The sequence below is a fragment of the uncultured Maricaulis sp. genome (genome assembly GCF_947259345.1).
GTDB lineage: Bacteria > Pseudomonadota > Alphaproteobacteria > Caulobacterales > Maricaulaceae > Maricaulis.
Map to the genome: position 1 here is coordinate 19,344 of NZ_CAMYLS010000009.1, position 17,043 is coordinate 36,386.

General features: G+C 62.6%; 17 protein-coding genes. 11 read left to right on the forward strand and 6 right to left on the reverse strand.

Annotated features, from left to right (window positions below):
• Nucleotide 1: 1 nt before the first annotated feature.
• The gene (locus Q0X62_RS05120; RefSeq protein ID WP_297732402.1) at nt 2-706 is read left to right on the forward strand and encodes an FKBP-type peptidyl-prolyl cis-trans isomerase; all 705 of its coding nucleotides are present in this window, start codon (nt 2-4) and stop codon (nt 704-706) included.
• A 45-nt stretch (nt 707-751) separates the two neighbouring features.
• Here Q0X62_RS05120 and Q0X62_RS05125 read toward each other — a convergent pair whose 3' ends face one another.
• Entirely contained in the window at nt 752-2,308 is a 1,557-nt protein-coding gene (locus tag Q0X62_RS05125; protein ID WP_297732404.1) for a pilus assembly protein TadG-related protein, read from the reverse strand.
• Nucleotides 2,309-2,401: 93 nt separating this feature from the next.
• Entirely contained in the window at nt 2,402-3,904 is a 1,503-nt protein-coding gene (locus tag Q0X62_RS05130; protein WP_297732406.1) for a pilus assembly protein TadG-related protein, read from the reverse strand.
• Between the two features lie 187 nt (nt 3,905-4,091).
• Between Q0X62_RS05130 and argE the strand changes: the two genes are divergently transcribed.
• Both argE and Q0X62_RS05140 read left to right on the forward strand, forming a co-directional pair.
• Nucleotides 4,092-5,252, forward strand: a complete 1,161-nt coding sequence (argE, locus tag Q0X62_RS05135) for an acetylornithine deacetylase (protein ID WP_297732408.1) — start codon at nt 4,092-4,094, stop codon at nt 5,250-5,252.
• Nucleotides 5,253-5,272: 20 nt separating this feature from the next.
• Nucleotides 5,273-5,677, forward strand: coding sequence for a hypothetical protein (locus Q0X62_RS05140; RefSeq protein WP_297732410.1), 405 nt, complete (start codon nt 5,273-5,275; stop codon nt 5,675-5,677).
• Between the two features lie 80 nt (nt 5,678-5,757).
• On the opposite strand, the gene Q0X62_RS05145 is transcribed toward Q0X62_RS05140, so the two are convergent.
• Both Q0X62_RS05145 and Q0X62_RS05150 read right to left on the reverse strand, forming a co-directional pair.
• Nucleotides 5,758-5,916, reverse strand: a complete 159-nt coding sequence (locus tag Q0X62_RS05145) for a hypothetical protein (protein ID WP_297732412.1) — start codon at nt 5,914-5,916, stop codon at nt 5,758-5,760.
• A gap of 134 nt (nt 5,917-6,050) precedes the next feature.
• The gene (locus Q0X62_RS05150; RefSeq protein WP_297732414.1) at nt 6,051-7,259 is read right to left on the reverse strand and encodes an NAD-dependent epimerase/dehydratase family protein; all 1,209 of its coding nucleotides are present in this window, start codon (nt 7,257-7,259) and stop codon (nt 6,051-6,053) included.
• Between the two features lie 388 nt (nt 7,260-7,647).
• Between Q0X62_RS05150 and gap the strand changes: the two genes are divergently transcribed.
• From gap to Q0X62_RS05165, 3 genes are all read left to right on the forward strand, one after another.
• A complete protein-coding gene (gene gap / locus Q0X62_RS05155; RefSeq protein ID WP_297732416.1) occupies nt 7,648-8,658 on the forward strand; it encodes a type I glyceraldehyde-3-phosphate dehydrogenase in 1,011 nt (336 codons plus the stop codon).
• Between the two features lie 24 nt (nt 8,659-8,682).
• On the forward strand, nt 8,683-9,894 hold the full coding sequence (locus Q0X62_RS05160) for a phosphoglycerate kinase (protein WP_297732418.1): 1,212 nt from the start codon (nt 8,683-8,685) through the stop codon (nt 9,892-9,894).
• Between the two features lie 177 nt (nt 9,895-10,071).
• Nucleotides 10,072-11,109, forward strand: coding sequence for a class I fructose-bisphosphate aldolase (locus tag Q0X62_RS05165; RefSeq protein WP_297732420.1), 1,038 nt, complete (start codon nt 10,072-10,074; stop codon nt 11,107-11,109).
• Between the two features lie 80 nt (nt 11,110-11,189).
• On the opposite strand, the gene Q0X62_RS05170 is transcribed toward Q0X62_RS05165, so the two are convergent.
• The gene (locus Q0X62_RS05170) at nt 11,190-11,654 is read right to left on the reverse strand and encodes a peptidase S1 (RefSeq protein WP_297732422.1); all 465 of its coding nucleotides are present in this window, start codon (nt 11,652-11,654) and stop codon (nt 11,190-11,192) included.
• 167 nt (nt 11,655-11,821) lie between these two features.
• On the opposite strand from Q0X62_RS05170, the gene thiE reads away from it, so the two are divergent.
• The 5 genes from thiE to mddA all read left to right on the forward strand — a co-directional run bounded on the left by thiE (nt 11,822) and on the right by mddA (nt 16,164).
• On the forward strand, nt 11,822-12,433 hold the full coding sequence (thiE, locus tag Q0X62_RS05175; RefSeq protein ID WP_297732424.1) for a thiamine phosphate synthase: 612 nt from the start codon (nt 11,822-11,824) through the stop codon (nt 12,431-12,433).
• A gap of 103 nt (nt 12,434-12,536) precedes the next feature.
• Nucleotides 12,537-13,724, forward strand: a complete 1,188-nt coding sequence (locus tag Q0X62_RS05180; protein ID WP_297732426.1) for an SEL1-like repeat protein — start codon at nt 12,537-12,539, stop codon at nt 13,722-13,724.
• A 117-nt stretch (nt 13,725-13,841) separates the two neighbouring features.
• Nucleotides 13,842-14,408 (forward strand): elongation factor P, encoded by a 567-nt coding sequence (gene efp / locus Q0X62_RS05185; RefSeq protein WP_297732428.1) that lies wholly within the window; start codon nt 13,842-13,844, stop codon nt 14,406-14,408.
• Between the two features lie 4 nt (nt 14,409-14,412).
• Nucleotides 14,413-15,210, forward strand: coding sequence for an inositol monophosphatase family protein (locus tag Q0X62_RS05190; protein WP_297732430.1), 798 nt, complete (start codon nt 14,413-14,415; stop codon nt 15,208-15,210).
• Nucleotides 15,211-15,405: 195 nt separating this feature from the next.
• Nucleotides 15,406-16,164, forward strand: a complete 759-nt coding sequence (gene mddA / locus Q0X62_RS05195) for a methanethiol S-methyltransferase (protein WP_297732432.1) — start codon at nt 15,406-15,408, stop codon at nt 16,162-16,164.
• A gap of 40 nt (nt 16,165-16,204) precedes the next feature.
• Here mddA and Q0X62_RS05200 read toward each other — a convergent pair whose 3' ends face one another.
• On the reverse strand, nt 16,205-16,813 hold the full coding sequence (locus tag Q0X62_RS05200; RefSeq protein WP_297732434.1) for an FMN-dependent NADH-azoreductase: 609 nt from the start codon (nt 16,811-16,813) through the stop codon (nt 16,205-16,207).
• Nucleotides 16,814-17,043: the final 230 nt, after the last annotated feature.

Genomic DNA, 17,043 nt, shown 5'->3' on the forward strand with positions numbered 1-17,043 from the left:
GATGACCCGATTTGCCTTTGCCGCAAGCTGCTGCGCCCTGGCGCTGGCCGCCTGTTCCGAGCCGACCGGCTCGACCACCGATGAGACCCGGAATTCGACCATGACACCTGCCTCAACCAGTGCGGAGGCGATTGCCTCCGGCGATGTCGCTGCCTTGCGTGAGCGCCTCGCGATGGCGGAACGGGTTGTTCCCAATCTGGATGCGCTGATCGCCCGCCAAGTGATTGTGGATGAAGCACGCGCGTGCACGCCCCGTGACAGTGATACGATCCCGCTGCGTGATCTGCCCGCTGATCCGACCGACCCGGCCGCGAATGGTGCGCTGGCGGATGAGTATCTCCGCGACATCGTGACCGAGCCGTGCGTCTTCCGGCTGCCGTCCGGCCTGATCTTCCGGATCCGCACGGCGGTGGAGGAGGGCGAGAGCCCGATGCGCGGCGACATGGTGACGGTGAACTATCGGGGCCAATTGCTCGATGGCGAGGAGTTTGACAGTTCCTGGACGCGCGGCGAGCCGGCCACCTTTCCGTCCGATCGCCTGATCGCGGGCTGGGTTGAAGCCTTGCCGCTCATGCGGGTCGGCGAACGCTGGGAACTCTTCATCCATCCGGACCTGGCCTACGGCATGCGCGGCACGCCGGGCGGGCCGATCGGCCCCAACATGGCGCTGGTCTTCGAGCTTGAATTGCTCGGCCTGCCGGGTTGATGCCGACTCAGTCTGAATTTGAATGAACCGACCTGCGCCTGTCGCCTAGCGCGACAGGCGCAGGTTTGTCAGGTCACCGGCAATCATCTCGAACGCGTCTTCCAGCGCTTCGGCTGATGGCGAGTCGAAATACAGGCTCGGATGGCTGGCGCAACCGCGCATCAGATCGCGGGTTGAGCTGGAATTGACCTGGAAGGTGATCGTGTAGACACGGATGCCTTGCGCCTTGGCATAGTCACAGGCGGCCTCGGTTCGCTCGTCAAGCTCTCTGGATAGCACATTGCCGCTGGACGAGCGTCGCCCCAGCCGACCGTCGGCGACATAGCCATAGGCTTCGTAGTCCGACATCTGATTGGTATTGCGACCGCTCATGACATTGTCGCCATCAGTCAGGATGACCATTGCCTTGATGTATTCGTCATCCGACCAGGGTGCGCCTTCGGTGAAGGGTGCGCCCGGTGACAGGGTGCGAATGCCCCAGCCGATACCATTGGGGATGTTGGTCGTGCCGTTGGCGTCCATGTCATCGATCGCGTTGAGCACGGTGCGTTCATTTGTGGTGAGGGGCGTGATCGGAGTCGTTGTGCAAGAGCGATTCGGTCCCCCGCGGGACGGGCGCCCGTTATCATATTTGTCGAGCGCCACCATGCGCTCATCGACGCCGCCATTGGTTCCATCATTCAGATAGGAATTGGAGTATCGGCCGATATCCGGTTCGTCCGGCGCGAAATAGGGCACGAAAAGCGTTTCCGGATCGCCGCGGCTCGGTGTCGTGTCGTCGATATCCATCGGGATGGGACGCGCTTCCACGCAGCCATCCCACGACGTATTGCGCAGCTGGTCGAACAAGTCCCAGTGATTGACGATGATCTCTTCGGTCTCGCAGCGGCGACGCCAGCCCCAGCCGGTGCAGGTTTCGATCTCGACCGGATTGCCGCCGGCCCATTCCGCGTGGATCGGCGATTCCGCATTCGGGTCGAGCCACCAGGCGCGCTCATACTGGGTCCCGACATTCACCGTCGCGGCGAAGGGAACAAGCCCGATCTTGACGTCAGTCGGATCATCGGCGGCATCGAAGAGAATCTCGGTTAAAAGTTCGGCACTGTCGCGCAGGTCGCGGATCTTGGAGCCACCCATCGAGCCGGTATTGTCGAGCACCATCACCAGTTCCAGGCGCTGGCGGGCCCGCTGGACCTCGCTCTCCCAATGGACTGTGATGTAGTCGATTCCGGCCATGCCCAGCATGGTCGTCTGGACGCGGGCCTCGCCGGTCACCGTGACCGTGTCGGACTCGTCGTCGATGTTCACATTGACGTTCTGCACTACGCCCAGTTCGCGGCCGGGATAGTTCGCGGCGATGAAATCATTGGCGATGCTGGTGGCATCCTCGTTCGACAGCGAGGTGTTCACGCCGACCGCGAGGGCCGCTGCATCCAGCGCCTGGGCGAGGCGCGAGCGGGCATTCATCGACTGGCTGAGGTCCACTGCGCCGCCGGACAGAAGCGCCACGGGCACCAGCGACAGGGCGAAAATCGTCGCCACATTGCCACGGGATTCGCGGCAAAAGCGGGCAACCAGATTTTTCAGGGCTGTGAAAGCCATGGCGGTGATCCAGTACAGATTTCACTAAAATCCTACCGGTTCGGGATTAAGGGGGCGTTATAAGCCACGGTTATCGGGGGATTAACGGGTGCCCTACCTCGAGAGACGCAGATTGGTGAGGTCGCCGGCGATCATCTCGAAGGCCGAACGCAGCGCCGCATCGGACGGGCTGTCATAATACAGCGTCGGATGGGTCGCACAGTCGCGCATCATGTCCCGCGTCGTGCTCGACGAGACCTGGAAGGTGATCGTATAGACCCGGATACCGAGCGATTTGGCATACTCACAGGCGGCGGCGGTCCGAGCATTGAGTGCATTCCGGATTGTGTAGTCCGAAGTGGAGGTCACGCCCAGACGACCGTCACGCACATAGCCATAGCCGGAATAGTCCGAATAATTCGGGTTGTTGCGACCATTGAGATAATTCTCGCCATCGGTCAGCACGACCATCGCCTTGATCGTGTCGTCCTCCTCGAAGCCGACCCCTTCGGTAAAGGGCATGCCTGGTGACAGGACGCGCACGCCCCAGCTGACCCCGATCGGGATATTGGTGGTGCCGCTGGCGATCATGTCCTCGATCGCATTATCAATCGTGCGTCGGTGATTGGTCAGCGGCGTGATCGGTCGTGCGGTGCAGCCCCATTGCGGTCCGCGACTGTTCGAATTGATCCAGGCATGGGTGTATTTCGGCGTGTTGCGCATGCGCGCCCGCTCGTCATACCCCCCCATTCCGTCATTGAGATAGGAGTTCGCATAGCCGGCATTATTGGCGTAGTTCGACTCGTCCGGCGCGAAATAGGGCACAAAGAGCGTGTCCGGATCGGATGGATCGGGTGTCGTATCCTCGATATCATGGGGGATGGCGCGCGCCTCGACACAGCCGGTCCAGTTGCGGTTGCGGATCGTGTCATAGAGATCCCAGCGATTGGCGACCGGGTCGAAATTCTCCGCGTGGAGGGGCGATCGCGCATCCGGGTCGAGCCACCAGTCGCGGGCATGGCCGGTGCCGACATTCACGGTCGCCGAGAAGGGGACCAGGCCGATCTTGAGCCGGTCGGCATCGGCGCCGTCAAACAGGATATCGGTCAGCAGAAGGCCCGCATCCCGCAGGCTGGCAATCTTCGAGCCACCCATCGAGCCGGTATTGTCGAGCACCATGACCAGTTCGAGCGAAGAGCGGGCGCGCTGGACCTCGCTCTCCCAGTGAACGGTGATGTGCTCGATCCCGACAAGTCCGAGAATGATGGTCTCGACCCGGCTTTCCGCCCGCACGGTTACGCGGTCATTGGTCTCATCAAGATTGACCGTGACATTCTGGATCGCCCCGAGCTCATCGGCAGGATAATTGGCATTGATGAAGTCTTCCGCGAGACCGGCCGCATCCGCTTCACTGATCGAGATTCGCACACCGACAGCCAAGGCTGCTGCATCCAGCGCGCTTGAAAGGCGGGTGCGGGCATTCAGGGCCTGGTTGACGTCGACGGCGCCTCCGGCCAGCACGCAAATCGGTACCAGCAGGAGCGAAAACAGCATGGCGACATTGCCGCGCTGGTCCGCGCCCCATCTTTGCAGCCATATCAAGCCGAACCGCCACATCTTGCGATCCCGTTGCCATTGAACCAACAGCCACTATGACGGACAGGGACGCATGCGCGGAGCGAAGCTTCGATTCGCTGTAAAAAGACCGATAACAAAATCTGCCAAATCCAAATCTGATTGTCGCGGTGTCGGCCGATCCGGCAAATGCGTTGACGTCCGCGCAGGGCATTGGCAGACCGGCACTATGACCCATCTCGACACCGCCATTGCCGAATTGCGCGACCTTGTCGCTTTCGACACCACCTCACGCAATACCAACCTGCCGCTGATCGACCATGTGGAGGCCAAGCTCCTCGCCCTCGGCGCGGTCTGTGAGCGCATTCCCAATGACGATGGGACAAAGGCCAATCTCCATGCCCGCTTCGGACCGGCGGTGGATGGCGGCGTGGTCCTGTCGGGCCATACCGATGTCGTGCCGGTCGACTGCCAGCCCTGGACGTCGGACCCCTGGGTGCTGACCGACAAGGGCGACGGCCTCCTGTATGGGCGCGGAACCTGCGACATGAAGGGCTTCTCGGCCTGCATCCTGGCGCTGGCGCCGGACATCGCCGACGCGGATTTGAAGCGACCAGTCCACATCGCGCTCTCCTTCGACGAAGAGGTCGGCTGTCTCGGTGCGCCAGCCCTGATCGACCGGATCATGAAAGGCCCGGTCAAGCCGGCCATGGTTGTGGTCGGTGAGCCCACCGACATGCAGGTCGTGACCGCGCACAAGGGCCTGTTCTCGCTGACCGTGAAAGTGCGCGGCCGCGAGGCCCATTCCTCGCTGGTTCGCGATGGCGCCTGTGCGATCACCCACACCGTGCCGCTGATGCAGTATCTGGTGGAGGCGGCGAAACAGATGGAAGCGGCGGCACCGGCCGACAGCCCGTTCAATCCGCCGCATGGCACGCTGACCATTGGCGAGATCAAGGGCGGGACAGCGTTGAACATCCTGGCGCTGGATTGCGAGTTCGGTTCCCTGATGCGCCCCTGTCCCTGGGACGATCCGCACGCCATTGCCGATGGCTTGCGCGCGCGGGCGGCCGAGATCGAGGCGGAGATGCGCAAGGCCGCGCCGGAAGCTGCGATCGAGATCAAGGTTCGCTCGGACGTGCCCGCCTTCGCGCCGGAAAATGATGGCGCCGCCGAACGCCTCGCCCGCCAGCTCACCGGCGACAATTCCACGCGCGTGGTCAGCTACGGGACCGAGGCCGGCCAGTTCCAGGCGGCCGGGCTGAGCGTGGTGGTCTGCGGACCCGGCTCGATCAGCCAGGCCCATCAGCCGGACGAGTTTGTGGCCATTGACCAGCTGGCCAGCTGTTGTGAATTTCTTGAGAAAATGGTGCGGAAACTGGAGACCTGACATCGTGGCCAGGGGCAGGCATGACTTACCATTATGCGTATGATGCGGAGATCAAGGCGTTCCGGATCCGCTTCGCGGGTCGGGTCGACATGGAAGAGATTCTCCGGTCCGACCGGGAAATCATCCACGAGCCGGAATGGGCGGCTTCGCGCCGTATCCTGACGCATCTCGACTTTGACGCCGATCTGAGCGCCCTGACACTGCAGCAATATCTCAAGGTCGCCATGCCCTATATGGATGCGACCCGGGAAATCCGCGGCAAGGGGACGCGTGAAGCCTGGGTGATCCCGGCGCGCTGGAACTCGCCCATCATCCAGGTCTGGGAGCAATTGCCCCACAAGGATGAACACCATGCCTTCGCGGTATTCGATACCGAAGTCGAGGCTCTGGACTGGCTGCTTCGGCCAGGGCGGGACGGCGGGTAGCGGCCGAGACGAAAAAGGGCGCCGCGGGAGGCGCCCTTTGACAGTGGTCGCTGGTAGCCAGGTGGTCCCGGCAATTCCGGTCAGGTATTGGTGAAGCGCACAAAATAGAACAGGCAGCCGACCGCGTATACCGCCATCGCCGCCTGCAGCGATATGAGCAGGAGCGGGTCGCCACCGAGCATCCCCGAGACGCTTATTGCGGCAAGCAGGATCGCTGGTGGAATGACCATCAGGGCCATCGATCTCGCGCCAGTGACTCGCAGATCCGCGCCACACCCGGCGCAGCGAGGCTTGCCTTTCTCGCTCGCGTCAATAGTGGAACCCAGCCAGCTCAGTGACTTTCCACATCGGGTGCAAGCACGAGACATTCAGCCTACTCCGCGGCCGTCTCTGCCGGTGCGGCGGTCGCCGCGTCTTCCCGGCCCTTGCCCCAATAGGAGATGCAGGGAATTTTCGAGCGGTCGCAGCGATCGGCGTATTTGCGCGCGATATCCGTGACTTCTTCCATCAGCCCGTCAGCCAGCGTGGTCGGCTTGAGGCCGAGCTGGAGGAAGGTGTTATTCTCGACATGGAGGTCGTTTTCGTCCGCCTCATTGCGCGGATTGGGAACGAGCTGCATCTCGGCGCCGGCCAGATCGGCAATCATTTTCGCCAGGTCGCGGACGCGGTGGGTCTCGGTCATCTGGTTGAGGATATGGACCTTGTCACCCGGCTTGGGCGGGTTCTCGACCGCCAGCTGGATGCAGCGCACCGTGTCCTGGATATGAATGAAGGCGCGTGTCTGGCCGCCCGTTCCGTGCACGGTCATCGGGTAGTTCACGGCCGCCTGCATCAGGAAGCGATTGAGCACGGTGCCGTAATCGCCGTCATAGTCGAAGCGGTTGATCAGGCGTTCATCGCGCTTGGTCTCTTCGGTCTGCGTGCCCCAGACAATACCCTGGTGGAGATCGGTGATCTTCACCTTGTCGTTCTTGTTGTAGAAATGGAAGAAGAGCTGATCCTGGGTCTTGGTCATGTGGTAGATCGAGCCCGGATTGGCCGGGTACAGGATCTCCTGATCCTTCAGGCCCTCATCCGTTTCGATCTTCACCTTGAGATATCCCTCGGGGATCTTCATCCCGGCCGTGCCATAGCCATAAACGCCCATCGTGCCGAGATGGACGAGGTGGATGTCGCGGCCGCTTTCGACGATCGCGGCCAGAACGTCATTCGTGGCGTTGAGATTATTGTCGACCGTATAGCGCTTGTGGCGCGCCGACTTCATCGAGTAGGGCGCGGCGCGCTGTTCGGCAAAATGGATGATGGTATCGGGCTGCTCGGCCTCGATGAGGTCGACCAATTCCTGATAGTCCTTGCCGATATTCATGTCGACGAAGGCGATGTCGCGGCCCGACACCTCTTTCCACGCGGCCAGGCGTTCCGACATCGGACGGATCGGGGTCAGGCTCTCGACCTCGAGTTCGACATCGATCTTGCGGCGCGAGAGGTTGTCGACGATGACAATGTCATGGCCGAGATTGGAGAGGTGAAGCGCGGTCGGCCATCCACAGAAGCCGTCTCCGCCCAATACGATCACTTTCATGCTACGTCTGCCCCTGACGTTAAATCCCTAGGCTTTTTGTTCTCGCAGCGGGGCGCGGGCATGGCAAGGGGTGGCCTGCTGTGTGGGCTGCACCGGTAACTGGCCGGACAGGCTCCGGACGGGTTTCGTGCTGGCTCGGGAGGTCCCGTGCAGACGGTAACGTTATCATTAACCAAGTGTGCACAAATGTCGACTTTCAGGCACGAAGCTTGCGGGTGCTTCGGGCTAGGCGGGAATATTGGTCGCAGGCTCCGGGATTGTAAAAAAAATCCGCCTTCGGGCGCTTTCCCGCACCGCATCGGTGGACGGCGGCCCGAAAGCTCGCTAAATCCGCGCCAACTTCTTCCGGACGCCCCGGTCCGGTTGATCAGACTTAGGAGAGAAGAGTATGGCCCTTCGGGTTGCGATTACCGGTTTTGGTCGTATCGGCCGTCTGGCGCTGCGTGCGGTTCTCGAGAACAAGCGCTGGGACGAAGTCGAGATCGTGGCGATCAATGACAGCTCCACCCCCGAAACCAATGCTCATCTCCTGACCTATGACAGCGTGCACGGCCGCTATCCGGGCGAGATCAAGGTCGGTGATGACTGGATCGATGCCGGTTTCGGCAAGATCCAGAAAGTCTCCAACCGCAATCCGGCCGAACTGCCCTGGGGTGATATGGGCGTCGATATTGTCATGGAATGCACCGGCGCCTTCAACTCGAAAGAGGCCTCGATGGCCCATATCGAGGCGGGCGCCAAACGCGTCCTGTGCTCGGCCCCGGCCAAGAATGCCGACAAGACCATCGTCTATGGCGTCAATCACGACCAGCTGACCGCCAACGATATCATCGTCTCCAATGCCTCGTGCACGACCAATGGCCTGGCCCCGGTCGCCAAGGTGCTCAATGACGCGGTCGGCATCGAGCGCGGTCACATGACCACGATCCACGCCTATACCGGCGACCAGCCGACGCTGGACCGCAATCACAAGGATCTGCACCGCGCCCGCGCCGCTGGCATGTCCATGGTCCCGACCTCGACCGGTGCCGCCAAGGCCGTCGGCCTGGTCCTGCCGGAACTGGTCGGCAAGCTCGACGGCGCCGCCGTCCGCGTTCCGACCCCGAATGTCTCGCTGATCGACCTCGTTTTCACCCCGGGCCGCGCCACCACGGCGGAAGAGCTGGCCGAGGCGGTCAAGGCCGCCGCTGACGGTCCGATGAAGGGCGTGCTCGGTTACGACACCCTGCCGCTGGTCTCGATCGACTATAATCACGACAGCCGTTCCTCAATCGTCGCCCTCGACAAGATCAAGGTTATCGACGAGCGCCTGGCCCGGGTCATGACCTGGTATGACAATGAATGGGGCTTCGCCTGCCGCATGGTCGACACCACCGTCGCCATGGGCAAATTCCTGTAAAACCCGCAGCCAGAGGGCTTCGCCATGACCACGATCCGCCGCATCCAGGATGCTGACGTCCAGGGCAAGCGCGTGCTTGTCCGCGTTGATTTCAACGTGCCGATGAAAGACGGGCAGGTCAGCGACGCGACGCGTCTGGAATCGGCCCTCCCGACCATTGACCATCTTGTCGAGCGCGGCGCGAAAGTCATCCTGATGGCCCATTTCGGCCGACCCAAGGGGCAGCGCCGCGCCGAGATGTCACTTGAGCCGGTCTGCCAGCCTCTGGCCGATCTGATGGGTGTCGAGCTCAGCTTCGTCGATGACGTCGCGGGCGAGGATGCGGTTGCGGCCGTGGCCGGCATGGCTGATGGCGATGTCCTGTTGTTGCAGAATACGCGTTTCGAGGCCGGCGAGGAAAAGAATGAGGCCGGCTTTGCCAAGGCCCTGGCCGCGCTTGGCGACATCTATGTCAATGATGCCTTCTCCGCGGCACACCGTGCCCATGCCTCGACCGAAGGCGTGACCCATCACCTGCCGTCTTATGCCGGTCTGGCCCTGCAGCGCGAGATCGATCACCTGGTCGCGGCGCTGGAAAGCCCGAAACGCCCGGTCATCGCCCTGGTCGGCGGGGCCAAAGTTTCGACCAAGCTCGACCTGTTGCAAAACCTGGTGAAGAAGGTCGACACGCTCTTTGTCGGCGGCGGCATGGCCAACACGCTTCTGCATGCGCAAGGCGTCAAGGTCGGGGCCAGCCTGTGCGAGACCGATCTCGTCGACACGGCGCGCGCCATCCTGGCGGCGGCCGAGGAAAGCGGCTGCAAGCTGATGCTGCCGAGCGATGTCGTGCTGGCCAAGGAGTTCAAGCCCAACCCCGAAACCCGTCTGGCTGCCGTGACCGATGTGGCGGCGGACGAGATGATCCTCGATTGCGGACCGGCCACAGTCGTGGCCCTCGGCCAGGCGATCGACAAGGCGAACACATTGATCTGGAACGGCCCGCTCGGCGCCTTCGAAACACCGCCCTTCGACACGGCAACCGTTGAGGTTGCCCGTTCGGCCGCGCGTGCTGCGGTGGAGGGCGAGCTGATCGCGGTGGCGGGTGGCGGTGATACCGTTGCGGCGATGAACCAGGCGGGCGTCGCCGACGATTTCACCTTCATCTCGACCGCGGGTGGCGCTTTCCTGGAATGGATGGAAGGCAAGACCCTGCCGGGAGTGGCGGCGGTCATGGGGGAGTCCGAACTGGTCGCGTGATATGACGGGATGACACGTCACAGGACGAATGGTATCGGTAACATAAATCGCCGGGCAGCGCGCGAAAATCCGCGCGCGTCCGGTGGGAATTCAAATCGCTCCGGGGTAAAAGGGCGAGAGTCGGAACGGGCAGGCGGGCGCCTGCCGCAACATGCTTGAACAGCTGGGGGTATCCTGATGGATCTCGATCAACTCAACGAAATCGCCTGCGCCATGGTGGCCCCGGGCAAGGGTATTCTGGCCGCTGATGAATCGACCGGCACGATCGGCAAGCGATTTGCCTCGATCGGCCTCGACAACACGCCGGACAATCGCCGCGACTGGCGCGACATGCTCTTCCGTACCGAGCCGGCCATGAGCAAGCACATCTCCGGCGTCATCCTCTATGATGAGACCATACGCCAGAGCGCCAAGGACGGCACAGCGCTGACCAAGCTGATCACCGATGCCGGCTCGATCCCGGGCATCAAGGTCGATATGGGTGCCAAGCCGCTCGCCGGTGCCGAAGGTGAAACCATCACTGAAGGCCTCGACGGCCTGCGTGACCGCCTCGCTGATTATTACGAGCTGGGCGCCCGCTTCGCCAAATGGCGCGCCGTGGTCAATATCGGCGACAAGGGCGATGAGAGTGTGCCGAGCCAGTATTGCATCAATACCAATATGCACGCTTTGGCCCGCTATGCGGCCCTGTGCCAGGAAGCCAATATCGTCCCGATCGTCGAGCCGGAAGTCATCATGGATGGCGATCACTCGATCGAGCGCTGCTATGAAGTCACCGAGTTCGCACTGAAGACGCTCTATCGCGAGCTGTTCGACCAGGGCGTTGTGCTGGAAGGCACGATCCTGAAGCCGAACATGGTCATTTCCGGCACCACCAATGACGACCGCGCCAGCCGCGAGGAGGTCGCTGACATGACTGTTCAGTGCCTGGCCAATTGCGTACCGGCGGCTGTGCCGGGCATCGCCTTCCTGTCGGGTGGCCAGAGTGATGAGGAAGCCACCGAGCATCTTTCCATCATGAACGAGGCCTATGACCTGCCCTGGCCGATGACCTTCTCCTATGGTCGCGCCCTTCAGGCCGCTCCGCTGAAAGCCTGGGCCGGAAAGGCGTCGAACTACGATGCCGCCCAAGCTGCCTTCAATCACCGCGCCAAGATGAACGGCCTCGCCTCGCTGGGCGAATACAAGCCTGAGATGGAAAAAGAGACGGCTTAGGGCGTCTCTTTCTCGCGCGAACAACAAAAAACCCCCGGCCAGCTGGCCGGGGGTTTTCTCATTCCGGATATCCGGTTGGCTTAGCCGCCGAGCTCGGAGATGTGGAGCCGCGAGGAGGCCAGGTCGGAATTATTGCCGTAGGTGCCGATCCAGATGTCATACTGGCCGGACATCGGGCTGCCCCAGGCCAGAGACGGGTTCAGGCCATTGGTGTCGTCATTGCAATACCAGGAGCCGTCCGGTGCATTGACTACGAGCGTCGTGTCGGCACTGGAATAGGCGCTGATATAGAGCGGCAGCGAGCCAGCATTGAAGTTCAGGCGGAAGTCCGGCGCGTTGGCGATCATGCCGCGGCAGGACGGGGACAGGTTGGACGCCTGGATGGAACCACCGGCGGTGATCGAGGTGGTGTACGGGTCCGGCTGGAAGCCCGAATTCAGGTTCACGGTGCCGAAGGTCGGTTGCAGCGACCAGTCCTGGGCGGCAGCAACGCCAGCGAAGGAAGCAGCGGCGATCCCGGCGGCGAGAATGGCTTTGATAGACATGGTATTTCCCCTTTTCACAGACAGACGAGCAATACATTTGCCCCCGTTGAGCGACACCCTTGTATAAACTGGATGAAAGGAAGATGAATGACCCGATTGGGTGATGTTCATCTAGATTTTCCGCCGCGCCATTGTCCTTCCCGGGCAGGCCTGTCAAAAGACGCCGGATGAGCCAGCTTTACCTGATTACCCCGCCGCGTATCGATGATGATTTCCTCGCCAGCCTGGAAATGGCGCTCGATGCGGGACCGGTCTCTGCCCTGCAGATCCGCCTGAAGGATCATGACGAGACGGAAATCCGCCGTCTCGCGCCGCCCCTGATCAAGGCGGCCCAGGAGCGCGGCGTCGCGGCGATCCTCAATGACAGTCCCGAGCTGGCCGACGCACTGGGTTGTGACGGGGTTCATATCGGCCAGTCCGATGGCCGTGTGAAGGACGCCCGGGCCATCATGGGCAAGGACCGCACGGTCGGGGTGACCTGCCATGCCAGCCGCCATCTGGCGATGGTCGCCGGAGAGGCTGGCGCGGATTATGTCGCCTTTGGTGCCTTTTTCCCGACGCAGACCAAGGCGACCGAGCATGTCGCGACCCCCGACATCCTGGCCTGGTGGGTCGAGATCTTCGAACTGCCCTGCGTCGCCATAGGCGGGATCACGGTCGATAATGCCGCCCCGCTGATCGCGGCGGGCGCCGATTTTCTGGCCGTGTCCTCAGGCGTCTGGGCGCATCCGGACGGGCCGGCGGCCGCGGTGAAGGCCTTTGGAGCGCTGACGGAGTGACGGCTGAGCGCCGAACGGTCGGCGCCGCGGATTACATTTCACCCAGCTGAGGTCTCCCGGCCTTGACGATGCCGCATTCCCGGCGTTCTAGAAGGGCATGCTTGTGCGTTTCACACTCCCACTCATCATCGTGCTGGCCGCAACCGGTCTGGTCTTGCCATCCGCCGCCGCGCTTGTTCGACAGGACGCGGCACCGCTTGAGGATGAGGTGGCCCCCGATATCGTCGCGCCCACCTTCCCGCAGGAATTGATCCTGCTGCCGGAAGAGGTCCAGAGCGCCGCCCAGGATGGCATGGCGGCGGACACGGCCGAATTACCGACAGGGCTGAGTGGTGCCGATGCGGCCTGGTATCGCGCCCAGGTCGCCTATGTCGGTGAAGATTGGGCGTCGGCCCGCAATTATGCCGAGACCGCCGCGGCTGGAGGGATTGTCGATGCCGCCCTGCTGGCCGGCATCATGGCGCGCAATGGCGAAGGCGGTCCGGTCGACCTGTCGACCGCGGCGCGCTGGTTTAACCGCGCCGCGGATCGCGATGATCCTGTGGCCCTTTACAATCTCGGTCTCCTGGCCGCGCTCGGGGACGCCTCGCTGGAGCTCGGGCGCGCTGAGCCCTGGTTCGAGCGTGCGGCCCGCGCCGGGCATATCCCGGCCATGGTGGCCCATGCCATCGCGCTGAGGAATTCGCCGGTACCGCAGGATGCCATCACGGCGCGGGAATGGGCGGGACGAGCGGCCCAGCAAGGCTCGGCCGAGGGCATGTACCAGCTGGCTCAATTGCTCGATGCCGGGCAGGGCGGTGAACGCGATGCGGCCGGTGCCCGGGTCTGGTATGAGCGCGCGGCCGACCAGAATCTGGCCGAGGCGGCCTTCCAGGTCGGCATGATGTGGGCTGATGGCGAAGGCGGTGAGCAGGACGATGCCACCGCCCGCAACTGGCTGCGCATCGCGGCCGAGAGCGGCTATGCGCCGGCCCAGGGCCAATACGGCTTGATGATGTATCAGGGCCGCGGCGGCGAGGCCGATATCGAACTGGCCGCCTATTGGTTTTCGCGCGGGGCCCGTGGCGGCGATGCTGAAAGCCAATTTCTCTATGCTTTCGCATTGGCCCGCGGCGAAGGCGTGCCCCAAGATTTCGAGCTGGCCTATCGCTGGGCCCTGCTGGCATCGGTCGACCATTTGGGTGCGCCGGTTCATGACCGCGATCGCGATCGGCTCGAAGCCGGTCTCGAAGGTGTCCTGCCGCCGGAGGTCCGGCAACGGATCCGGGCCGAATACGAGGCGCTGCGCTGAGCCGAAAGTGCCGCGCCGCTTGCCGATCCGGGTCCTCACTGATAGGAGAGCGCCACCCTGCCGCGCGTGCGCGTCGGCGCGAGAGATGACCCGCCTCCGGGCGGCAACAGGTGACGTATGAAAATCAATGGAAACGAAATCCGCCCCGGCAATGTGCTGATGCACCAGGACACGCTGTGGGTCGCGGTCAAGACGGACCACGTCAAGCCGGGCAAGGGCGGCGCCTTTGCGCAGGTCGAGCTGAAAAACCTGCTCGACGGGCGCAAGCTGAACGAGCGTTTCCGCGCCGCTGACAAGGTCGAGAAAGTGCGCCTGGAACAGAAGGATCACACCTTCCTCTTCGCCAGCGACGACATGCTTACCTTCATGGATGCCGAAAGTTATGAGCAAATCGAGCTGCAGGCTGATTTCGTCGGCGAAGAGCGCGCGGCCTATCTGACCGATGGCATGAATGTGGTGGTCGAATTCCACGAGGAGCGTCCGATCGGCATTTCCCTGCCACAGCACGTGACCCTGGAAATCGCCGACACCGAGCCTGTGGTCAAAGGCCAGACCGCGGCCAATTCCTACAAGCCGGCCATCCTGTCCAATGGTGTGCGCTCTTCCGTTCCGCCCTTCGTTGGCGTTGGCGAAAAGATCATCGTTGCCACCGAAGACGGCTCCTATGTGAAGCGGGCGGACTGACACCATGGGTACGCTTTCCCCGCTCCTCACGGTCATGACCGATGTTGCCGCCCGCGCCGGCCGCTCGCTCACGCGCGATTTCCGCGACATCGAGCATTTGCAGGTCTCGCGCAAGGGGCCGGCGGACTTCGTCTCCGTCGCGGATCACAAGGCCGAGGACATCATCTTTGACCGTCTGAGCCAGGCTCGTCCGGGCTATGGCTTTTTGATGGAAGAGCGCGGGATTGTCGAAGGCAGTGACAAGTCGCACCGCTGGATCGTCGACCCGCTCGACGGCACACTGAACTTCCTCCACGGCATGCCGCATTTTGCGGTATCCATCGCGCTCGAGCGCGAGGGTGAGCTGGTTGCCGGCGTGATCTACAATCCGGCCACCGACGAAATGTTCCATGCCGAAAAGGGCCGTGGCGCCTGGCTCGCCGATCGCCGTCTGCGCGTGGCCGAGCGCAAGCATTTCGATGAAGCCGTGATCTCCACCGGCACGCCTTTTATCGGCCGACCGGGCCAGGCGCGCTTCCTGAAGGAATTGCACCAGATCATGCCGCATTGCGCCGGCATTCGCCGCATGGGCTCTGCTGCCCTCGACCTCGCCTGGGTCGCGGCCGGCCGTTATGACGGATTCTGGGAACGTAATCTGAAATCCTGGGACATCGCAGCCGGCATCATCCTGGTCCGCGAAGCCGGCGGTTTCGTCGCCGAGGCCGATGGCGCCGGCGATGTGCTGGAAACCGGCAATATCGCCGCCGGCAATGAGCCCATTCTGGCTGAAATCACAACGCGTCTGAAGAAGGCCGCGGGCTAGCCAATTGGGGGACAGGTAGAATTAACGCGTGGCGCGGACGGTGAGGCCGGCTGATGCCAAGGCGCGCTAATTCTAACTGTCCCCTTTTCCAGTCATAATATCGCGCGCCAGTCGGGGCATCTTTCCTGAGTGATATGGCCTAGCCTGCAATCATGACGTGCCGTTTCGGTCGTCAGCAAGGCAGGGGGGCTCGCCATGGGCCGGGCTATCGGGTTTGTATTCGGCATTGCCGTCTACGCATTCTTCTTCATTGTATTCCTCTACTCCATTGGTTTCGTCGGCAATTTTCTCGTGCCGAAAACCATCGATTCCGGTGCGGCCGGGTCGCTCGTGATGGCCGTTATCGTCAATCTGGTGCTGTTGAGCCTGTTCGCCGTCCAGCACAGCGTCATGGCGCGTCCGGCGTTCAAGGCGGCGTGGACCCGACTTGTGCCGGCCTATCTGGAGCGCACCCTCTACGTGCTGCTCTCCTCGATCGCACTGGCGGTGATCTATGCCTTCTGGCGGACGATCCCGGGCGTGGTCTGGTCCGTGCCGGAGGGGCCGGCGACCTATGCGGTGCAGGCCCTGTTCTGGTCCGGTTGGCTGATCGTGCTGATCTCGACCTTTTTGATCAGTCATTTCGACCTGTTCGGGCTGAGCCAGATCTACGCCAATCTGCGCCGCCGCCCCTTCAAGGGCGCGTCTTTCCGCAAGCATCTCTTCTACCGTCTGGTCCGGCATCCGATGATGTCGGGGTTCATGATCGCCTTCTGGGCCGCACCGGTCATGACGCTGGGGCATCTCCTCTTCGCGGTCGTCACCACTGCCTACATGGTCATTGCGGTCTATCGCTTCGAGGAGAAGGATTTGATCGCCGAGATTGGTGATGACTATCTGGAGTATCGCAAAGAGGCAGGCGCTTTCTTGCCCAGGCTGGGTCGAAAGCCTTCCGTGGTGCAGCCAGTGGAGTAGGCGCCGCGCGCCGGCCTGAGCTGGGCCGGCGCAAGGTTCTCTATGCCGCCAGACGCTCGATCGCGTCACCTGCTGCAGCCAGCTTCTCGTCGGCGCCCTGGCCGAGCTGGTCGGCGGCGATGAGCTCGACGTCGGTTATGCCGATGAAGCCCAGCACGTGCTTGAGATAGGGCGAGGCGAAATCGATCGCGCTGCCGACACCCGTCCCGCCTGAGGCGAGCAGGATGATGGCGCGCTTGCCCTCGAGCAGGCCGACCGGACCATTCTCGGTATACTTGAAGGTGACCTTGGCGCGGGCGACCATGTCGATCCAGGCCTTGAGCGCGGCGGGAATGCCGAAATTATAGACCGGAGTGGCGATGACCAGCGTGTCGGCGGCCTGCAGCTCGGCGATCAGCGCGTCGGACCGGGCCAGGGCGGCTTTCTGGTCGTCGCTGCGAGCGTCTGCAGCGGTGAAATTGGCGCCAATCCAGGTCTCATCGATGAAGGCCGGAGGATTGTCGGCCAGATCTCGCCGGGTGATCGAGGCGTCCGGATTTTTCGAGGTCAGGCGGTCCATCAGGTTGTCGGCCAACTGGCGCGTCACCGATCCCTCATGGCGCATGCTGGCATCAATGCGAAGAATGTTGCGGGGCGTATTCTGGGTCATGGCGAACTCCACTATCGGGCGGCGGGCCTGTGGCCCTGAAAAGCGATGGGCGGAAGATGGCTATGATGTCGCTCCGGAGTAACCAGCTTGTTGGCGACTTATTGTTTCCAAAATGGATGAAGAGAGACGCGCACTAACCCCTATCGGTGGGGATTGGCGCGATTAGTTCGCACCTGCCCTTTGACCTCGCCTCCAAATTGTCCCAATCGGAGGGGTAGGAAAGACGGCGG